At 64.2% G+C, this 16126-nt stretch carries 13 protein-coding genes; 4 read left to right on the top strand and 9 right to left on the bottom strand.

Annotated features, from left to right (window positions below; genetic code table 11):
- Window positions 1–9 precede the first annotated feature (9 nt).
- Together VGO12_RS18090 and VGO12_RS18085 are read right to left on the bottom strand one after the other, a co-directional pair.
- The gene (locus VGO12_RS18090) at window positions 10–1587 is read right to left on the bottom strand and encodes a D-aminopeptidase (RefSeq protein ID WP_327514125.1); all 1578 of its coding nucleotides are present in this window, start codon (window positions 1585–1587) and stop codon (window positions 10–12) included.
- A gap of 99 nt (window positions 1588–1686) precedes the next feature.
- Complete coding sequence (locus VGO12_RS18085; RefSeq protein WP_327514124.1) at window positions 1687–3405, bottom strand: ABC transporter ATP-binding protein; 1719 nt, start codon at window positions 3403–3405, stop codon at window positions 1687–1689.
- A 207-nt stretch (window positions 3406–3612) separates the two neighbouring features.
- Between VGO12_RS18085 and VGO12_RS18080 the strand changes: the two genes are divergently transcribed.
- Window positions 3613–4041, top strand: a complete 429-nt coding sequence (locus VGO12_RS18080; RefSeq protein WP_327514123.1) for a DUF6074 family protein — start codon at window positions 3613–3615, stop codon at window positions 4039–4041.
- Window positions 4042–4052: 11 nt separating this feature from the next.
- Here the strand turns inward: VGO12_RS18080 and VGO12_RS18075 are convergent, their stop codons facing one another.
- The 3 genes from VGO12_RS18075 to VGO12_RS18065 form a co-directional block, all read right to left on the bottom strand.
- Window positions 4053–5273 (bottom strand): adenylate/guanylate cyclase domain-containing protein, encoded by a 1221-nt coding sequence (locus VGO12_RS18075; RefSeq protein WP_327514122.1) that lies wholly within the window; start codon window positions 5271–5273, stop codon window positions 4053–4055.
- A 68-nt stretch (window positions 5274–5341) separates the two neighbouring features.
- Complete coding sequence (locus VGO12_RS18070; protein ID WP_327514121.1) at window positions 5342–7408, bottom strand: pyridoxamine 5'-phosphate oxidase family protein; 2067 nt, start codon at window positions 7406–7408, stop codon at window positions 5342–5344.
- 60 nt (window positions 7409–7468) lie between these two features.
- Window positions 7469–8080, bottom strand: a complete 612-nt coding sequence (locus VGO12_RS18065) for a glutathione S-transferase (RefSeq protein WP_327514120.1) — start codon at window positions 8078–8080, stop codon at window positions 7469–7471.
- A 145-nt stretch (window positions 8081–8225) separates the two neighbouring features.
- Between VGO12_RS18065 and VGO12_RS18060 the strand changes: the two genes are divergently transcribed.
- Window positions 8226–9119, top strand: a complete 894-nt coding sequence (locus VGO12_RS18060) for a LysR family transcriptional regulator (RefSeq protein WP_327514119.1) — start codon at window positions 8226–8228, stop codon at window positions 9117–9119.
- Window positions 9120–9148: 29 nt separating this feature from the next.
- Here VGO12_RS18060 and VGO12_RS18055 read toward each other — a convergent pair whose 3' ends face one another.
- From VGO12_RS18055 to VGO12_RS18040, 4 genes are all read right to left on the bottom strand, one after another.
- Window positions 9149–9952, bottom strand: a complete 804-nt coding sequence (locus tag VGO12_RS18055) for a LytTR family DNA-binding domain-containing protein (RefSeq protein WP_327514118.1) — start codon at window positions 9950–9952, stop codon at window positions 9149–9151.
- Window positions 9949–11043 carry a sensor histidine kinase gene (locus VGO12_RS18050; protein ID WP_327514117.1) on the bottom strand — a complete coding sequence of 365 codons (1095 nt, stop codon included), beginning with the start codon at window positions 11041–11043 and terminating at the stop codon, window positions 9949–9951. Before VGO12_RS18050 ends, VGO12_RS18055 begins: the two co-directional genes overlap by 4 nt.
- A gap of 149 nt (window positions 11044–11192) precedes the next feature.
- A complete protein-coding gene (locus VGO12_RS18045) occupies window positions 11193–12107 on the bottom strand; it encodes a sensor histidine kinase (protein ID WP_327514116.1) in 915 nt (304 codons plus the stop codon).
- Window positions 12089–12496, bottom strand: a complete 408-nt coding sequence (locus tag VGO12_RS18040) for a hypothetical protein (protein ID WP_327514115.1) — start codon at window positions 12494–12496, stop codon at window positions 12089–12091. Before VGO12_RS18040 ends, VGO12_RS18045 begins: the two co-directional genes overlap by 19 nt.
- 41 nt (window positions 12497–12537) lie before the next feature.
- On the opposite strand from VGO12_RS18040, the gene VGO12_RS18035 reads away from it, so the two are divergent.
- Entirely contained in the window at window positions 12538–15570 is a 3033-nt protein-coding gene (locus VGO12_RS18035; RefSeq protein WP_327514114.1) for an autotransporter domain-containing protein, read from the top strand.
- A complete protein-coding gene (locus VGO12_RS18030; RefSeq protein ID WP_327514113.1) occupies window positions 15570–16112 on the top strand; it encodes an invasion associated locus B family protein in 543 nt (180 codons plus the stop codon). Before VGO12_RS18035 ends, VGO12_RS18030 begins: the two co-directional genes overlap by 1 nt.
- The last annotated feature ends 14 nt before the right edge of the window (window positions 16113–16126 follow it).

Raw genomic sequence — 16126 nt, 5'->3', positions numbered from 1 at the left:
TCAAAGGGGTCAGGTGGCGTCCGTCAGCTTGGCATAATCGACCCTGCGGGCAAGCCAGCAGCCGACTGTCAGGCCAACCACCTTGCCTTCCGCGTCGCGGCGGACGAGCACGGTCCAGTCTCCCGGTGCAGGCGCGTCCATCGACCGTTTGCAGCGCAGAAACCAGACATCGCTTGCGAGTGGCCGTATGGCGTGCATGGCACCCGTGCCCAGCATGCCGTCGAAGCCGGCATAGAAGACGCCGTCCGTTTCTACGATATCCAGACGGGCGCCCAGTTCCGGCGCATGAAAGCGTCCGGCGATGTCGGCACGCGCGGTGCCGGCAATGCGTTGCCCTGTGACCGACAGGTTTTCTCTCGGCCGCTCCATTCGCAGCGTGTCGCTGCCCCTGTCGGCCGAGAGGGTTACCGCCGCTGAGCGGGCAACACGGTCCGTGCCGATCGCGAGCGTTTCATGGGAGGTGGCGAACTGCAACGCGACGCGGGACGATCCTATCGGCTTGGCGACGAGGGCAAGACCCGTCTCCTCGTCGAGATAGGTGCCGAAGTCTTTCGGCTCCCAGGTTGCCGGCGCGGGGTCGTGATCCCTATGGCCAAGCGCTGCCTTCATCAGGTCCGTCGCGGCCGCATGCGCATCGGCCTCGTGGTTGAACATCACGACGACCGAAAGGCGGGCGGCCGGCGCGTAAAGCCGGCGGCTGCGGAACCCCCTAAGGGCGCCGCCATGGCCGGTGATCGCGACATCGCCGATCAGGTCGTGGGCAAGGCCGAAGCCGTAGTGGGCCGGGCGGCCGTCGATATAGGACTGTGGCGCCGACAGCCGACGGTAAAGGCTCCCGGCATCCTCTCGCGTCCGGTCGATGAAACACTCCCAGGCCAGCATGTCGTCGAGCGAGGCCGAGACGCCGGCATCGCCGGCCCAGTAGATGCGGTTGAGCGCTTCGAAGTGGCCGACCGTCTCGTTGCCTTCGTAGCCGACGAGGCCATCAGGCGGGAGGCTGGTGTCCGCCGTCAGCGCAGCCGTCTGCATGCCGGCCGGATCGAAGACCGAGCGCTGATAGAGTTCCGCCATTGAGCGGCCGGTGTGCTCTTCGATGAGGTCGGCGAGAATGCGGAAATTGCCGTTGGAATAGGAATAGCGCGTGCCCGGATCGAAGTGGGTGGAGCGCGCCCGGGAGATGAGGGGGCGCGCGTCTTCGCGGCGGAAGACGCCGTCGTGCCTGGCGCCCTGGAGGACCGTCAGCGCCCAGTAGTCACGCAGTCCGGACTGGTTGTGGCAAAGATGTGCGACGGTCGGCCGCCTGCCTTCAAGCAGAGGCAGGTAGGCGTCGAGTGCGCGATCGAGCCTCGCCGGATCGCCGACCGTGTCCAGGAGAACGGCGCAGGTCAGTTGCTTGGTGATCGAGCAGATCGGTATCCGTGTCGTGGCCGTCATCGGCTTGCGCGCCGTCAGGTCGGCATAGCCCCAGGCATGGCTGAAAAGCACCGCGCCGTCCTTGACGACACCGACGACCCCGCCCGGTCCCGGATAGTGGCGCGGAAGGGTTTCGATGGCGCGTTCGAGAGCGGAAAGATCAGGGGTGTTCATGGCGTAGGTAGGTCAATCAAGAAAGGGTGAGGGTGGGCACGCCCCGTTCGTACCGTCCCCCTCTCATACATGCAATGCTTGCGCGCCGGTCGACTTGGCTCAAACGGCTGCCGCCTGGGCGTGGTAAAGGCGGCTGTAGGCGCCCTTGGCGGCCAAAAGCGTTGCATGCGGCCCCTGTTCGCGAATGCCGCTGCCATCGACGACGACAATTCGGTCGGCGTCGCGGATCGTCGCCAGCCGGTGCGCGATGATCAACGTCGTGCGCCCCTTGGAAAGTTCGGCGAGCGACTGCTGGATCGCCCGTTCTGTCTCCGTGTCGAGTGCCGAGGTCGCCTCGTCGAGGATGAGGATCGCCGGGTTCTTCAGGAACATACGGGCGATCGCCAGCCGCTGCTTCTGGCCGCCGGACAGCTTGACGCCGCGTTCGCCGATCACGGTATCCATGCCCTCGGGCAGGGCTGAGATCATGCCATCAAGCTTCGCGCGTCGCGCGGCGTCGAGGATATCAGCATCGCTTGCGCCGAGGCGTCCATAGGCGATGTTGTCGCGAATGCTGCCGGCAAACAGGAAGACGTCCTGCTGCACGATGCCGATCTGGCCGCGCAGCGACGAAAGCGTGATGTCGCGGATATCGGTGCCGTCGACGGTGATGGCGCCGTCGCTCACTTCGTAGAAGCGCGGCAGCAGCGAGCAGATCGTCGTCTTGCCGGCCCCAGACGGCCCGACGAAGGCGATGGTCTCGCCGGCATGGATCGAAAGATCGATGTTCTGGATGATCGGTTTCTCGGCGCTGTAGCCGAAGGAAACGTTGCGATAGACGATGTCGCCCTTGAGACCGGCGACGGCGGTCGCACCGGGGCGATCCTCGATGTCGGGCTCGGTTTCCATCAGTTCGAGGAAGCGCTTGAAGCCGGCAATGCCCTTCGGATAGGTCTCGATCACCGAATTGATCTTCTCGACCGGCCGGAAGAACACGCCGACGAGCAGCAGGAAGCCGACGAAGCCGCCATTGGTGAGTTCGCCGGTCAGGACGAAGTAGCAGCCGGTGATCATCACGATCAGCTGCGTCAGCCGCATGCTCATGTAGCTCAGCGACGTGCTCGCCGCCATGATGCGATAGGCCTCGAGCTTGGTACGGCGATAGTTCTGGTTGTCTGTTTCAAACAGGCTGCGTTCGTGTTCTTCGTTGGCGAAGGCCTGGACGACGCGCATGCCGCCGACATTCTCCTCGATGCGGGCGTTGAAGTCGCCGACCCGGCCATAGAGGTTGCGGAAGTTGCGCGTCATGCGACCGCCGTAGCGGCTGGTGACCCAGGCCGTCAGCGGCACCACGGCCGCCGTGATCAGCGCCAGCTGCCAATGCACCATCAGCATCAGCGCCAGTGCGCCGATGAAGGTCATGATGGCGATGAACAGGTCTTCCGGCCCGTGATGCGCAACCTCGCCGATTTCCTCGAGATCCTTGGTGAGGCGCCCGACGAGATGGCCGGTCTTCTGGTTGTCGAAGAACGAGAAGGAGAGCTTCTGCATGTGATCGAAGGCCATGCGCCGCATGTCCGTCTCGATGTTGATGCCGAGCATGTGGCCCCAATAGGTGACCGTGGCCATCAGGCCGGTGTTCAGCAGGTACACCACGAGCAGCCCGACCGAGGAGAGCAGGATCAAGGTCCATTCCTGGCTCGGAAGCAGCTGGTCGACGAACAGCTTCACCGCGATCGGGAAGCCGAGCTCCAGCAGGCCGGACATCACGGCGCAGGAAAAGTCGAGAATGAAGAGGCCGCGATAGGGGCGGTAGAACGAAAAGAAGCGCTTCAGCATGCACGTGCACTCACTGGGGGCGGGGGCGCTCAGGGGCGCTCAAAGAAAGATGATTTTCAATGTCATGTTTTTTAGGCGAAACCAACCCGGAAAAGCTCGAAAACCGTGTCTTGCGCGTGACGCAACCGCTGTCTTCGCCACGGCGAGACGCAATCGGTTCACTTCGGTACCGAAGGGAAGGAAACGTTAACCATAGGCTTCGTAGAAATGGAATCAGCAGAACGGTTCGCGTTCGGTTGGGGACACCGGGAACGGATCGAATGTTCGATATCGATACGCGTGGGGCGTCTTCGTGCGTTCGCGTCAATGCATGAAGTCCAGGGGGCAAACGAGACGATGGCAGGCAATCAATCAGTGGAAGCCGCGGAAACCAACGCGAACACCGTCGTTCCGTTTCCTGTGGTCAGGAGATTGCATGCCATTCGCGGCGCTGCCGCCGAGCTTGAGGATCTGCATGGCGCCGAAGCGCTGCAGTTCTGGCGTCGCCGCTGCCGCGCACTTGCGGATGAACTTCTTGCCTGTGGATGTTCGGAAGATGAAGTTCGGCATCAGGTGATGGTCTTCCAGGACGAGGTGCAGGCGGAGTTGCAGCACCGCCATCTGTCGCGGCTTTCGGCCGGCGTGATGAGCCAGTAAGCCCCGCCTATTCAACGCAATGGCAGCTCCGGGTCCCAGGTGAAGAGCTCCTTCGCCCTGGCAATTCCGCGAAGCGCGAACCGGCCGAGCGAAACCGCATGGGCCTGTTCTTCCGCAGGGCATGCCGCGACGAATTCCGACGACATGATCATGTGCCGCTCGACCGACCGGCACATGGACGAGATGCGGCTGACCTCGTTGACCGCCGGTCCGACGACGGTGAAATCGAGGCGGGTCTGGCTGCCGATGTTGCCGTAGAACACTTCGCCGATGTGCAGGCCGAGATAGACGTCGGTCACCGGCTTGCCGGCCGCCTGTCGGCGCAGATTGAGTTCGGCGAGCATGCGCCGCAACTGCCGCTCCGCGCCGATCGCGTTGGCGCAGGCCGTCGCCGGGTCCTCTGCATTGAAGATCGCCAGAACGCCGTCGCCGATCAGCTTCAGCACGCTGCCGCCATGATCGTGCACGGCCGTGATTACCGTTCCCGAATAGTCGTTGAGGAGCGGAATGATCTCGTCGGGGGAGGCGGTGTCGGAAATGCGCGTGTAACCGCGCAGGTCTGAAAACCACATGACGGTTTCGATCCGCTCGGCCGAGCCGCGGGCAATGCTGCCCTTGACCACGCGCTGGCCGGCGTCGGCGCCGAGGTAGACGTCGGCGAGCGTGCCGATGATGCGCACGCACGAGCCGGCCTTCACCGCCAATGCGAGGGTCGGCAGCAGGATCCGGAGCGCGGCAACGTCCTCGTCGCTGAACCCGCTGTCGCGGCGTGTGGTCCAGTAGGAGTAAAAGCAGTCCATCTCGCCGACGCGGCCCTGGTCGGTGAAGTGATGGATCATGCTGACGCAGTCGGTATGACCTTCATCTTTCAGCTTGTTGATGATGTTGTAGCTTGTGCCTTCATCCGCCGATAGCCGGATGCGGCGTTCTGCCGTGCGGTCGCACAGCATGTGGTAGAAGATCGAGTTCTGCCAGTTCAGCAGCGCCTCGCCCGTGGTCGTCGACCCGTACTGGATGACCTCCGGGGTGATCTCGCTCTCGTCGTTCCACTGGAAGGCGCGGCCCTCGAACTCGGGATGCAGCGTGTCGATCAGGCCGAGCGCGCGGGCAAGGTCGAGGCCGGCTGCACGACATTGCTCGCAGAAGCCGGCAAACAGTTCCGGCTCGTCCAGTCCCTTCAGGCCCTGCTCGGAAAGCCAGAGCACGATATCGCGTATCTGTTGGTCGTTCATGGCGCATCCCGCTCGGCCGAGGTCGACTGCCTGATGATGTGGTGCATCATCCATAACCGAACCAGGGCTCAGAGCGAAAGATGCAGTTTGCGCTCCTCGCTTTCGGCGGGCACCGCGCAGCAGATGAGCGCCTCGCCTTCGCCGACCGGGAAGGACGGCTGCGCGGGATAGGTCACGCTACCCTCGATCACCGCGACCTTGCAGGAGCCGCAGCTGCCGTTGCGACAGCCATATTCGGGCGTCAGGCCGCGCGCTTCGGCGAGTTCGAGCAGGTTGCCATCGCCGGGCTGCCAGCGGGCCTCCTTGGCGGATTGCGCAAAGACGATGTGCACGGGCGCTTGGGCGGCGGGCGCCATCACCCGTGCCGAACCGTCATCCGGCCGGCGCGTGAGGGACGACAGGCCGAAGGCTTCCGCATGGATGCGGGCGTCGGCGATGTTAAGCGCGCGCAGGCCGTCGTAAAGCGACTGGGTGAAGGTCGCCGGGCCGCAGAGATAGAAATCGTAGTCGTCGAAGGGCAGGGTGGCCTTGAGATGGGTGAGGTCGATGCGACCGGCAATGTCGTAGTCCTGGCTTTCGATGGCCGTTGCCGGCTGGCTCAGCGCCCGCACCAGACGAATGCTGCCCTCGCCTTCCGCGACCAGGTCGGCGATCTCCCGATCGAAGGCGCGCTCTTCCGGCGAGCGGGCGGCCTGGAAGACCCAGGTCGGGCGCGTGCGCCGCTTGCGGCGGCTTTCCGCGACGATGTGCTTGAGCATGGCAAGGATCGGCGTGATGCCGACGCCGGCGCCGATCAGCACGGCGGGCCGTCGCTCGGTTCCGTCGATCGTGAAGCTGCCGGCAGGCGCCCGCGCCTCGATCCGGTCTCCGGGCTTCAGTCCGTGCAGGTGGCGGGAGGCCACGCCGTCCTTCTTGACGCTGATACGGTAGAGACCATCCGTCGGCGCCGAGGACAGCGTATAGCTCCTCACGAGCGGCCTTCCGCCGTCTTCGATGTTGATGCGGATCGGCAGGTGCTGGCCGGCCTGGTAGGCCATGAGCCCGACACCGTCATCCGGTTCGAGATAGAGCGAGCGGATCGTCGTGCTCTCGTCTTCGACATGGGCGACGCGGAACGGGCGCCATGCATCTGCAAGCGCTGCGGCCTCAAGCCGGACCTTCGCCTGATCCCAGTCGCCGGTGGGCTTGAGGCTGGGAGACCAGCCGCTCTCCTCGAAGGCCCAGCGAAGCGGCAGGCCGTCCTCGCGATAAATGACCTTCTCCGGACGGAAGCGCCACAGCCGTTCGGCGCCCTGAAAGGCGGACACTTCCGGCGAGGACAGAATGACCTCGGCGCTGCCGCTCATCTGCAGCATGTCGCCTGTGGCGAAGTCGACGAACAGCAAGCCGGCCCTCGGGTTGACCATGAAGTTGCCGAGCGTGTTGAAGAACAGGTTGCCGGAAAAGTCCGGGATGGTGAGCACGCCGTCGTCGCCAACCTGAACGAAGCCGGCCTTGCCGCCGCGATGCGAGACGTCGACCTGCCGCTCGCCGGTACCGAGGTCGACATAGGAGGCGACGAAGAAGGTGTCGGCGTTGGCGATGATCGCCCGTGCACGGTCGTTCAGAGCGGAATGACGGGACGGTCGCGCGGACGCAGGCTGCCGCGGGTCGCGGGAAAATGCGAACTGGCGCAGCTGGATATATTGCGGGCAGTTGCCGAAGCTCTGGCGGACGCGGATGGTGAAACCGCCGTCGCTTTCGCGCTGGATCGCGCCGTTGAGCCGGTTCCTGCGGCGGGTTTCCAGCTGGATGCCGAGCATGCCGATCGACTGGGCGTCGTCCATGCCGGAATCGGCCGGATCGTCAGGCTCGCGCGGCAGCTGAACGTCGAGGGAAAAGGCGTCGGGTGCTTGCATGAAGCCCGGCTCCGCCGCGCGCATCGTCGCCCAGACATCACCCCTGGCATCGACGGCGCCGAAAACGGCGAAAGGCAGCATCGGGAAGAACTGCTGATGCTGCTCCGGCATGAAGCTGCGCACGAAATTGCGTCCGGTCGCATCCATGCGCTCGACGACGCCGAGGCTGCGCTGGATGGCAAGCTCACCCTCGTGCCAGGGGGAGGCTGGTTGTTTCGCTTGTGCATGGTCCGACATGGTGGCGCGCCTCGATTGCAGGAGAGGGCCGGGGCGGTGCCGTCCGCCCCGGCCGTTGGATCAGGCCGCCAGGCCGACGGCGGTTTTCTGGAAGCCGACGAACCCCGGCAGGCGCTCGATGCGGGCGAGCCAGGCCCGGACCCTGTCGTAGCCGGAAAGATCGACATTGCCTTCTGGTGCTGCCGAAACGTAGCTGTAGAGGGCGACGTCGGCGATGGTCGGCCGGGCGCTGAGCAGGAAGTCATGGTCAGCGAGTGCGGCATCGATCTGAGCCAGGACGCGATGTGCGCGGGCGATTGCGTCTTCCGCATGGAGATTAGCGCCGAAGACGGTGACAAGTCGTGCCGCGGCCGGACCGAAGGCGATATCGCCGGCGGCGACCGAAAGCCATTTCTGCACCCTGGCGGCCGACGCCGCGTCCTCCGGCAGCCAGTCGATGCGGCCGAGCTTCTTGGCGAGGTAGACGAGAATGGCGTTCGAGTCGGAGACGACGATGCCGTCGTCGTCGAGCACCGGAACCTGCCCGAAGGGGTTGAGCGCCAGGAAGTCCGGCTCCTTGTGCGCCCGGGCCTTCAGATCGACGTCAACGAGGTCGTGCGGCACGCCGAGCAGCGACAGGAAGAGCTGGGCCCGATGGGAGTGACCGGACAGCGGATGGCGATAGAGTTTCATCGGAGACGTCCCTGAAAGAGAGTGAGAACCGTTGCGGTCCCCGGCGGTTCGGGATGAGCCGCCTTCGAGATCAATCTATGACTTTCCGGTTTTTGGCAGTAGACTGGCATTTTGATAGCTTGATTCTCATTTATTGGAAGGGTGGATGGATCGTCTCGATGCCATGGGGGTTCTGCTCGCGGTCGTCGAAAGCGGCAGCCTGTCTGCGGCCTCACGTCAGTTGAAGACGCCGCTGGCGACCGTCAGCCGGAAGGTCTCGGAGCTTGAAGCACATCTCGGCGCGCAGCTCGTCACCCGGACGAACCGCCGGATCCTGCTCACCGAAACCGGCCGCGCCTATGTCGGGGCCGCCCGGGAAATTCTCGCGCGGGTCGAGGAAGCGGAAAGGGTGGCGGCCGGCGAATACAGTGCGGTGAAGGGCGAGCTGACCGTGTCCGCACCCATCGTCTTTGGACGCCTGCACGTGCTGCCTGTCGTCGTCGACTTCCTCAAGGCTTATCCGGACATCGATCTGCGGCTCGCCCAGAGCGACCGGTTCGCCAATCTCGTCGACGACCACATCGACGTGGCGCTGAGGATCGGCAACCTGCCGGACAGCAACATGATCGCCGCGAAATTGGGCACGGTACGCCGGGTGGTCTATGCCAGCCCCGGCTACATCGCGCGTCACGGCGCGCCGGCCTCTTCCGGCGACCTTGCAGACCACGATTGCATCACCTTCGAAAACGTCACGGCGGCCCATGTCTGGCGATTTCTCGAAGACGGTCGCGAGCAGGTGGCGCCCATCCGGTCGCGACTGGTCGTCAACACGGCGGAAGCGGCCGTCGACGCCGCCATCGCCGGGCTCGGCCTGACGCGGGTGCTTTCCTACCAGGTCGCCCGGCCTGTTGCCGATGGCCTGCTCGTTCCCCTGCTGGAGGCGTTCGAACATCCGCCGCTGCCGGTGCAGCTGGTTTATCCGCCGCAGGGTCTGGTGCCGATGAAGCTCAGGGCTTTCGTCGATTTCGCCGTGCCGCGATTGCGCGCGGTCTTGCGTTAGAACCGGGGCCGGCGGCGTCCCGCGCTTTGCTAGTCCTGTTGGCTGCGCTCGCCCGTCATCGGGCGGACATGGCGGGAATAGGTTCGTCCGACGCGGATTTCGCTGCCGTCGGACAGAAGGGCGATCAGCGCTGCGAAAGGGGCCTGCTTGAGGCCGACGATACAGTCCCGGCGCACGATCGAGCTTCGGTGAAGCCTCAGGAACTCCGCCGGGTCGAGCCGGCGTTCGAGCGAAGCCAGGCTTTCGTGGTGCAGATAGGAACGGCCGTCGACGTGAATGCGAACATAATCGCGCTCCGCCTGGAAACGCACGACCCGTTCAAGGGTGATGCGGACGAACTCGCCGCGGGACTTGATCCAGAGATCGGCCGCCTGGGTTTCGTGCTTGCGAAGCGCCTGGCGAAGTGCGCGCACCGTCTCGTTGAGCTCAAGCACGCGTTCGGTGCTGGTGCGCGCCGCGATCGCCACGCGCGCCCGCTCGATCGCGGTGCGCAGCCGGCTGGCCTCGATCGGCTTGGTGACGTAGTCGATGGCTTCGGCTTCGAAGGCGCGGAGCGCGTAGTGGTCGAAGGCGGTCACGAAGACAACGGCCGGTGCGTTGTTGCCAAGCTGCTCCAGGATGTCGAAGCCGGTGCCGCCGGGCATCTGGATATCGAGCAGGATGGCGTCCGGCGAAAGTTCGGCGACGAGCGCACAAGCCTGCTGCACGTTGCCGGCCGTCCCGACCACCTCCACTGCCGGTATGGCGCCCAGAAGACGCAGCAGCCGGCGCCTGGCGAGCGGTTCGTCGTCGATGACGAGCACGGAAAGTGGGGCTGTCATCACGTCGTTCATGCGAGCCTCAGCGGCATGGTGATGGCGGCCCTGAAGCGCGCCGGTGAGACGAGACCGGATACGCATGCCCCGACGCCTGGAAAGCGCGCCTGAACGCGATCGGTCACGTTCTTGAGACCGATGCCGGTGCCTGTCGACCGAGGGCGCGCAGCCACCGTTTCCGTGGCGATGTCGTTTTCGACGGAAAGCTGCAACGTCTCCCCGACCTTGGCGGCGCTGATGACGATCTCGACCTGGTCCGCGGAGCCGCCGACGCCATGTTTGACCGCGTTCTCGATGAGCGGCTGCAGGATCAGGCTCGGCACCAGCGCCTCCTCGAGGCCGGTTCCGATATCCATCCGAAGCTTCATCCGGTCGCAATAGCGCTCGCCTTCGATGTGCAGGTATCCGGTCTGCAGCGCAAGCTCGTCGGCAAGCCGCACGTCGTGCAGCGGGTCGAGTTCCAGCGTGGTGCGCAGAAAGCTGGACAGCGACATCACCATGCGTGTCGCGGCATCGGTCTCGCCTTCCTCGATCAGGCCGGTGATGGAGTTGAGCGTATTGAACAGGAAATGCGGGTTGACCTGATAGCGCAGCGCCCGCATCTGCGCCGCAAGTGCTTCCTCGCGGGTCACCGCTAAGCGCCGTTCACGCTCGCGCAGTTCGAAGCTGTAGAGCAGCGCCACGAAGAAGAACGACCAGCCGACAAACGTGGCCATGCTGTAGACGAGCGTATAGCCGATGCTGGTCCAGTCGGCCACGATCGGATCGGGACGCACGATGAACAGGTAGAGCAGGAAGTCGACGCCGGTGTTGGCGAAAGCAGCGATCAGCGAACATGCAAATCCGACGACGATCTTGACCGCGATATGCTGGTGCCGGGCGCTGAACATGGCCGCGGCGATGCCATAGGAGAAGGTCATGCCACAGGACATCAAGAGCAGCTTGCCGGGCGCCGACATGACGGGGTCTATCCCGAGAATGCCCCACAGAATGCTGCTGACCAGAAACTCGACGAACCAGTAGAGGAAACCGAGCCATAGCGTCGTGCGCCGCACAGTGGCGACGTAGGCGCTTTCGTCGACTGATTTCGCGTCGTCCCTGGGTTTCATAGCCTTTTTATCGTTCAACCGGTTGCCGATGTCGATTACCGTTCGTCGGTCATTTCAAGCGGTTCGCAGAAAGCCCCGTTCGCTCGACCGCAACCTCATGCGGTCGAGCGGGCGGGAACCGCAGCCATGTCGTTTGACGGCCGACCGGCCTAGGCGAGCCTCAAGGGCATGGTGATCGACGCCCGGAAGCGGCGCGGCGCAACGAGGCCGGAAATGAAGGCGCCGACATCGGGGAAACGCGCCTTGATCCGGTCGGCGACGTTCCTGAGGCCGGTGCCCGTTCCCAAAGGGCGTCTCGCACGCCCGGTCTCGTCTGCGAAATCGTTTTCGACCGAAAGCTCCAGGGTCTCTCCCTGTCTTGCCGCCTTGATGAGGATCTCGACCACGTCCGCCGAACAGCCGACGCCGTGCTTGACCGCGTTTTCGATGAGTGGCTGCAAGATGAGGCTCGGGACGAGCGCCTGTTCGAGACCGGGCGCGATATCGATATTCAGCCGGATCCGGTCCGAAAAGCGCTCGCCCTCGATGGTCAGATAACCAAGCTGCAGCGCCAGTTCGTCGGCGAGACAGACATCCTGCATCGGGTCGAGCTCGAGGGTCGTGCGCAGGAACGAGGAAAGCGACAACACCATGCGACCGGCCACCGTCGACGAACCCTCCTCGATAAGCCCGGCGATCGAGTTCAGGGTGTTGAAGAGAAAGTGTGGATTGACCTGATAGCGCAAGGCCCGCATCTGCGCAGCCAGTGCCTCCTCGCGTATCACGGCGAGGCGACGCTCGCGCTCGCGCAACTCGAAATTGGCAAGCAGCGCGATGTAGAGAAACGCCCATCCGTGGAACAGGGCCACGCAATAGATGATGGTGTAGCCGACATTGGTCCAGTTGATCGCGCTCCCGTCACCATGTTCGATCAGACCGTGACAGAGAAAGTCGAGGCCGGTGTTGATCGCCGCGGCAGCGAGCGAGAGGGCGGAGCCGAGCAGCAGCTTGAAGAGGATCGACCGGTCGCGATACCAAAAGAGCGCCGCCGCCATCCCGTAGGACATCAGCGTGCCGTTGAGCATGTGATCGGCGCAATCGCGATCGGATCATAACCGAGGAAGATCCACAGCGTGTTGCTGATGACGAACTGCATGAACTGATAAATCAGGCCGAGGAACAGGGTCGCCCGGCGAACGCCGGCGACATACTCCGCCTCTTCGGGTGAAACCGTGCCATCGTCTCGCGCCATGCGGGTTTTATCGTTCAATGCGATAAGGTTGTCGATCGCCGTTCGTCGCCGAAATCGAGCGGCTTGCAGAAAGCCACAGCCCTTCGGCGCTGCAATTTGCCGTTTGCAGAAAGCCGAATTCTCCCCTTTCACGAGCTTGCTATAGCCGCCCCATGAGCCGCGCGCCGCCGGTTGAGCCGGATGCCGTGCGCCGATCAGTGCAAATGAAAAAGGGGCAGACATTGAATAGCTGTGCGAAGGCGGACGTTTTGAGGATCAACCTTTTGAGCTCGACCGCGCTCGGCCGGGCCGGCCTTGTCTCGATGCTGCTGGCGGCCGCGCCGTTTGGAGCATCGCCGGCAAAGGCGGCCGGATTGCTGGTTCCGACCGACACGACGTGGTCCAGCGATCATACGGTCAACGGCAATCTCGTGGTCCGCGGCGGGCCGGGCGGCGCCACGCTGACGATCAACAGCGGCGCCAAGGTCGAAAGCGTGAACGGTTATATCGCCGACAGTCGCGGCTCCGTCGGCACGGTGGTCGTCTCTGGCCCCGGTTCGTCCTGGGATATCGTTGACGCCAATCCGAACGGCTACCGCGCGCTCTTCGTCGGCGGATTCGAGAACGGCATCTACGGCGGCAAGGGAACACTGATCGTCGAGAACGGCGGCAGGGTCTCGGCCAAGGAAACCTATGTCGGTTCGCTGCAGGAAGGCGACGGTACGCTGGTGGTGCGCGGGACCGGTTCCATGCTCAACACCGAGTTCCTGGGCGTCGCTTCCGGTGGCCTGACGCTCAACACGGCGGCGGTCCGGATCGAAGACGGCGGCCTCGTCAACTCCAAGACGGGCTATTTCGAAAACGGCACGGTGCTGGTCACCGGCCAGAATTCGCGCTGGGTCAACACCGGCGAACTGACGATCGGCGACAGCTTCACGATCGAGAAGGGCGCCGTGGTTTCGACCAACACGGCCATCCTGCGCGAAGATGAAAGCGTCGACACCATCCAGGCAACCGTCGATGGCGTCGGCAGCGAGCTCAAGGTTACCGACACGCTGATCATCGGCGAGGCCGGACGGGTCAACCTTTCCGTTGCCAACGGCGGCAAGCTCTCGGCAGGCGGCGGCATCGTGCTGTCCGACATCGGCGGCATCAACAATGAAGGCATGGGCAACCTGACGATCGGCGGCAAGGTCCATCTCAACAATATCGCCGAGCCGGTTGCCGGCCAGGCGCAAGCGGCCGGCACGGTCGACGCTGCGACGAAGATCGATTTCGGTCCGCGAAAAGGCTACGTCAATTTCAACCACACCAACACCGGTTACCAGTTCGCCAACACCATGGTCGGCAAGGGCACGATCACCAATTTTTCGGGCGAAACCATCGTCAGCGGCGATCTGACGAAATTCTACGGCAAGGTGAATGTCTCCGGCGGCAAGCTGGTGTTGAAGAACAACCTTGATACGATCGATAACGACCCGGACAACGGGCCGCTGGACTTCAGCGAGACCCGCTTTGAAGTCAGCGGCGGCACGTTGATCGTCGATGGCGAGACCGGACGGGTGCAGGGCGACCGCTTCTACACCAACGAGGTGAACGTGTTCGGCGAGATGAACCGCGCCCGCGACCCGAACTCGACCTCCTTCGGCCGTCTGGGCGGCTCCGGCACGGTCGGCGATACCTACATCGACAAGAACGCGATCATCTCGCCCGGCAACAATTCGACCGGCACCCTGACGATCATGGGGCGGCTCGATATGGCGGGCGGGTCGATCTACGAGGCCGACGTTGCCGGCGATGGCCGTTCCGACCGGATCGTTGTCAAGAGCATCGGCACCAACGACAACACCGGCATCGCCAAGATCGGCAGCGGCACCAACGTACAGGTCACGGCGCTTGATCCGAACACGAGCTACAAGACCGGTCAAACCTATACGATCCTTTCGGCCGACCGCGCCATCGAGGGAAAATTTGCCGAGGCAATCTCGAAGTCTGCGTTCCTCGAGGTCTCGCTCGACCAGAAGGAAAAGCAGGTCGATCTGAAGATCAAGGTGAAGAACGGCGGCACGAAGCCCGGCGAAGAACCAAAGCCGGGTGAAGAGCCAAAGCCCGGCGAAGAACCGAAACCCGGCGAACCGACGACGCCTGGCGTCTTCGAAGGCGAAGCCGCCACCGGCAACCAGCGGCAGACGGCGCTTGCGCTCAACACGCTCGCCCAGAGCGGCCCATCACTCGGCCTCTACAACGCCCTGACGCTGCTCGACGGCGAGGCGGCACGCAGCGCCTTCGATCAACTGTCGGGCGAAGTTCACGCCTCGGCGCAGACCGCGCTGATCAACGACAGCAGCCTGTTGCGCAACGCCGTCAACGACCGCATCCGCGATGCTTTCGGCGACGTGGGCGCCGCCAACGTTCCGGTTCTCGCCTACGGTCCCGAGGACAAGCTCACGACCGGCGCCGTCGCCGCCGTCAACGCCGTCCCCGTCGCGCCGCCTGCGATGGTCGGTTGGGGCCAGGTGTTCGGCTCGTGGACCAACACCGACAGCAACGGCAATGCGGCGGGGCTTGACCAATCGACCGGCGGTTTCGTTACCGGCTTCGATGCGGCAGTCTCTGACAACGCACTCGTCGGCATCATGGCGGGCTACAGCCGGACCAACTTCGACGTCGACAACCGGGCTGCGAGCGGCGACAGCGACAACTACCACCTCGGCGTCTACAGCGGCAGCCGCTGGGGCGATGTCGCGCTGCGGTCGGGCCTTGCCTATACCTGGCATTCGATCAACACGTCGCGCACCGTCGCCTTCCCCGGGTTTACCGATCACCTGAAGGCCGACTACGATGCTGGCACCTTCCAGGCCTTCGGCGAAGTCGGCTACCGCATCGACCTGCCGACGGTTGCGCTCGAACCCTTCGCCAACCTCGCCTATGTCAGCCTGCACACCGACGGCTTCACTGAACGCGGTGGCGCGGCGGCGCTTGCGAGCCGGAGCAACACGACCGACACGACGTTCACGACGCTCGGTCTGCGTGCCTCGGCGCCGCTCAGCCTCGGTGCGACGGACGCAAAACTGCGCGGCATGCTCGGCTGGCAGCATGCCTTTGGCGATACGACGCCGTTTTCGACGGTCGGCTTCGGCACGGGCAGCGCGTTTTCGGTCGCCGGCACGCCGATCGCCGAGGATGCCGCGATCATCGAGGCGGGCATCGACTTCGCGCTCACCGGCACGGCAAGCCTCGGCATCACCTATACCGGCCAGTTCGGCTCCGGCACGACGCAGAATGCCGTCGACGCCAAGCTTGACGTCCGCTTCTGATGGTAAGGTTCGTCTGGATTTCGACCTTGCTGATGGCGACCTTTGTCGCCATCAGTCCCGTTTACGGAGAAGACGCGGCCGCCAGGCCACCGGCCGCGGCCCCTTCTCAACTGACAGAGAGCTACGATGACTGGAGCGTTGCCTGCGCCGAGATCGAAGGGCGGAAGCACTGCCTGCTGTCGCAGCGCCAGTTCCACAAGAGCGGCCAGCATGTGCTGACGCTGGAACTTCGACTGGCCGACAAGGGCGGCCTCGAAGGCAGCCTCGCGCTTCCTTTCGGCCTTTACCTCGGCAGGGGTGTGACCCTTGGCGTCGACGACGCGGGCGGCGGCAAGCCGTCGGCGTTCCGCACCTGCCTGCCGTTCGGCTGCGTCGTGCCTTTGACCTTCACCGAAGCGACCGTCACGTTGCTGCGCAACGGCCAGGCGCTGAAGATCGGCGCCTTCGCCAGCGACAGCGAGAAGGACGTTGCCTTTTCGGTATCGCTGAAGGGTTTTGCGACCGCGCTCGACCGGGTCATCGCGCTCAGCGAAAAGTCCTGAGGCGCTCCCTCTCG

Source organism: Ensifer sp. (genome assembly GCF_035999135.1).
Classification (GTDB): Bacteria; Pseudomonadota; Alphaproteobacteria; order Rhizobiales; family Rhizobiaceae; genus Ensifer.
This window is presented reverse-complemented; position numbering and strand designations above follow the sequence as displayed.